Source organism: Paraburkholderia caffeinilytica (assembly GCF_046030355.1).
Classification (GTDB): domain Bacteria; phylum Pseudomonadota; class Gammaproteobacteria; order Burkholderiales; family Burkholderiaceae; genus Paraburkholderia; species Paraburkholderia caffeinilytica_B.
Window position 1 is genome coordinate 1 of the sequence record NZ_JAQQCQ010000053.1, and the last position, 3,659, is coordinate 3,659.

The following is a 3,659-nucleotide window of genomic DNA, read 5'->3' on the forward strand; positions in this document are numbered from 1 at the left end:
GTCTGACGCCCGATGTTGAACGAGCCGCCCACATCCAGTGCGCTCGACCACGTGTAGTCGACCCGGCCAGTGAAGGTCGGAATCTTGTTGCTGGTCGTGATCGGGTCACCCAGCGCGTTGGTGCCGGTCTGCGTCGTCGCGCCGTACGTACGGTACTGTTCGTTGCCGAGGAAGAACTTCCACGCCCAGTCACCCTTCGTGTAGTTCGCGCCGATCCCGATGTAGCTGCCCGGATCCGAGAAGTCGTACAGCAGGTTGTGCGTGAGCGTGAGCATCTGGTTCGACTGCTGCACTTCATAGCCGCCGAAGCTCGGAATCAAACCGGCCACGAGGGTCGTTTCCGCCGTGAGCGGCACGTTGATGACCGCCGTGTTCAGGATGTTGTTGCCGATGTCGCCATGCTCGTTCTGCAGCAGCGTAATGCCGTTGCCGCGGTTCGGCATCAGGGTGATCTCGGCCGACGGCGCCATCGGGCCGACACCGAAGGTCTTCTTGATGTCCAGGTACAGATCGCCGAACGTGCTGTTGAAGTAGTTGTAGCTGCTTTCGTGGTTCGCGAACAGGAACGACGAACTGCTCTGCGCGCGGTTATAGATGTAGGTCGGATCGATATAGCCCGTCACCGACAGGCCGGCGATCGGCCCCGTGTTCGCCGCGTCCACCAGCGAATCGACCTTCAGCTGCTGGTTGGCGATCTGCTGCTTCATCGAATCGACCTGATCGTTGGTCAGCGTCGCCTGCGCCTTGCCGTAATCCGGCGAGGAGATGTCAACCGGCGCGGCCACCACGGCCGGAGCAGGGGCCGGTGCCGCTGCCGCTGCTGCCGCCTTCGGCTTGGTCGCCACCTCGGAGCGCAACTGCTTCACCTCCTTCTGCAGTGCGTTGAGCTGGGCCTGGAGCGCCTTGATCTGGTCGCTAGTGGCGTCGGCCATGGCAAAGCCCGGCAGACTCCCCGCCACCAGCAGACAGATGAGCTTCTTTCTCATGCAAATTCTCCTTATTGGTCGTATTGCAAAGGACTTCTTATGCGCGTGCCGTATCGAGTGACTTCCGTACGGTGGCTTGTTGTGGTGCTGACGGCAACGGATCGGCGGCTTCGGCCAGCGCGAACGCCATCTGCATGTCGCGGTTGCGTTTGCGCTCACGCACCTGCATCCAGCGGTTGACGGCGATCACGCCGATCGTCACCGTGGTGATGAAGATCGTGGCGAGCGCGTTCATTTCCGGATTCAGGCCGAGGCGCACCCGCGAGAACACCACGAGCGGCAGCGTGGTCGAGCCGGGGCCGGACAGGAACGCGGAGAGCACGAGGTCGTCGAAAGACAGCGTGAACGACAGCAGCCAGCCCGACATCAGGGCCTGCGAGATCAGCGGCAGCGTGATCAGGAAGAACACCTTGAAAGGCGTCGCGCCGAGGTCGAGGGCGGCTTCTTCGAGCGACTTGTTGAGCTCCTTCACCCGCGACTGCACGATGATCGCCACGTACGACACGCACAGCATCACGTGGCCGATCCAGATCGTGAAGAGGCCGCGGCCCTTCGGCCAGCCGAGCATCTGCTCGAGCGCGACGAACAGCAGCAGCAGCGAGATGCCCTGAATCACCTCAGGAATCACGAGCGGCGCGTTGATCATGCCGGCAAACAGCGTGAAGCCGCGAAAGCGTCCAAAGCGCGCCAGCACGAAGCCGGCCCACGTCCCGATCACCACCGAGGCGCACGCGGTCAGCAGACCGATCTTCAGCGACAGCCACGCGGCATTGAGCAGCTCGCCGTCCTGCAGCAGCGCGCCATACCACTTCAGCGAGAAGCCGGACCACACCGTCACGAGCTTCGACTCGTTGAACGAATACACCACCAGGCTGATGATCGGGATATACAGAAACAGAAACCCGAACGTCAGCACGCTATTGGAAAGCGTTCTGTTTGGCTTGATCATTTCGCGCCCTCCAGTTCCTTGACCTGGTAATACTGGAACACGGCCATCGGCACGAGCAGCAGTAGAACCATCGCGACGGTGACAGCGGATGCCATCGGCCAGTCCATATCGTTGAAGAATTCATCCCACATCACACGGCCGATCATCAGCGTGTCGGCGCCGCCGAGCAGCTCGGGAATCACGTACTCGCCCACCGCCGGAATGAACACCAGCAGACTGCCGGCGATGATGCCGTTCTTCGACAGCGGCAGGGTGATGCGCGTGAACGCGGTCCACGGCTTGCAGCCGAGGTCGTAAGCGGCTTCGAGCAGCGTCAGGTCCATCTTCACCAGGTGCGCGTACAGCGGCATCACCATGAACGGCAGGTACGAATAGACCATGCCGATATACACGCCAATATCCGTGTGGTAGAGGCGCAACGGCGAATGGATCATGCCGATGGCCATCAGCGTGTGATTGAGCAGGCCGTCGTCCTTCAGGATGCCGATCCATGCGTAGACGCGGATCAGGAACGAGGTCCAGAACGGCAGCATCACGCCCATCATCAGCAGGTTGCGCTTGGTCGGCTCCGAGCGCGCGATGTAGTACGCAATCGGGTAGCCGATCAGCAGGCAGAAGAAGGTCGAGATGGCGGCCATCTTCAGCGAGCTGATATACGTGGCGACGTACAGGTCGTCCTGCAGCAGGAAGGCGTAGTGACTGAGCTGCATCGCGAAGTGCACCATGCCGTCCTTGACCGTCACGAGATCCGTGTACGGCGGAATGCCCAGGCGCAGATCGGCGAAGCTGATTTTCAGCACCAGCACGAACGGCAACGCGAAGAACACGAAGAGCCACAGGAACGGCACGCCGATCACGGTCGTGCGGCCCGAGGGCACCAGCATCGCGAGGCGTTTTTTAAGCGAGCCGAGTAACCGGCTGCCGGACGGCGCGCCCAGCGCCGGGGAGGAGGTAGTGGGATGGCTCATTGCGTCAGCACCACGCCGCTAGCGGGCGACCAGTAGACGAACACGTCGTCGTTGTAGGACGGCGCACCTTCGCTCATCAGGTGCGAGCTGGAGAGATTGGACACGACCGTCTTGCCGCTCGGCAGGCGCACGTGGTACAGCGAATAGCTACCCATGTAGGCCACGTCCGAGACTACGCCGCGGGCCCAGTTGTGCGGGGTGGCGGGCTTGTCGAGCGACACCTTCACGCGCTCCGGGCGCACCGAGATGCCCACCGGCATGCCGAGCGGCCCGGTAATGCCGTGGCTCACGTAGATGCGCGATTCGAGATCTTCGCTTTCGACGAAGATATGGTCCGGTTCGTCCGCGACCACGGTGCCTTCGAACAGGTTGGTCGAGCCGATGAACTCGGCCGAGAAGCGGCTGTTCGGGAACTCGTACACCTGGCTGGGCGAGCCGATCTGCACGATGCGGCCTTCGCTCATCACCGCGAGGCGCCCGGCCATCGTCATGGCTTCTTCCTGATCGTGCGTCACCATCACGCAGGTCACGTCGACCTTCTCGATGATGTTCACCAGTTCGAGCTGGGTCTTCTGGCGGATCTTCTTGTCGAGTGCCGACATCGGTTCGTCGAGCAGCAGCAGCTTGGGGCGCTTGACGAGCGAGCGGGCCAGCGCCACACGCTGCTGCTGGCCGCCGGAGAGCTGATGCGGCTTGCGTTGCGCGTATTTGCTCATCTGCACGAGATTGAGCGCGTCGGCAACGCGCTCCCTGATC

General features: G+C 62.2%; 4 protein-coding genes. All 4 read right to left on the reverse strand.

Going from position 1 to position 3,659, the window contains the following annotated elements:
* Positions 1-986: DUF3138 family protein (locus PQQ95_RS36435; protein ID WP_408447211.1), on the reverse strand; the 986-nt coding region annotated here is incomplete at its 3' end.
* Between the two features lie 37 nt (positions 987-1,023).
* Positions 1,024-1,935 carry an ABC transporter permease subunit gene (locus tag PQQ95_RS36440; protein ID WP_408447214.1) on the reverse strand — a complete coding sequence of 304 codons (912 nt, stop codon included), beginning with the start codon at positions 1,933-1,935 and terminating at the stop codon, positions 1,024-1,026.
* A complete protein-coding gene (locus PQQ95_RS36445) occupies positions 1,932-2,819 on the reverse strand; it encodes an ABC transporter permease subunit (RefSeq protein WP_408447219.1) in 888 nt (295 codons plus the stop codon). Before PQQ95_RS36445 ends, PQQ95_RS36440 begins: the two co-directional genes overlap by 4 nt.
* A gap of 80 nt (positions 2,820-2,899) precedes the next feature.
* Positions 2,900-3,659 (reverse strand): ABC transporter ATP-binding protein (locus PQQ95_RS36450; RefSeq protein ID WP_408447216.1); only part of this gene is annotated, 760 nt, incomplete at its 5' end.

Excerpts from the sequence above, each read along its gene's own strand:
- PQQ95_RS36440 (WP_408447214.1), bottom strand. The coding sequence starts at position 1,935 with ATGATCAAGCCAAACAGAACGCTTTCCAATAGCGTGCTGACGTTCGGG.
- PQQ95_RS36445 (WP_408447219.1), bottom strand. The coding sequence starts at position 2,819 with ATGCTGGTGCCCTCGGGCCGCACGACCGTGATCGGCGTGCCGTTCCTG.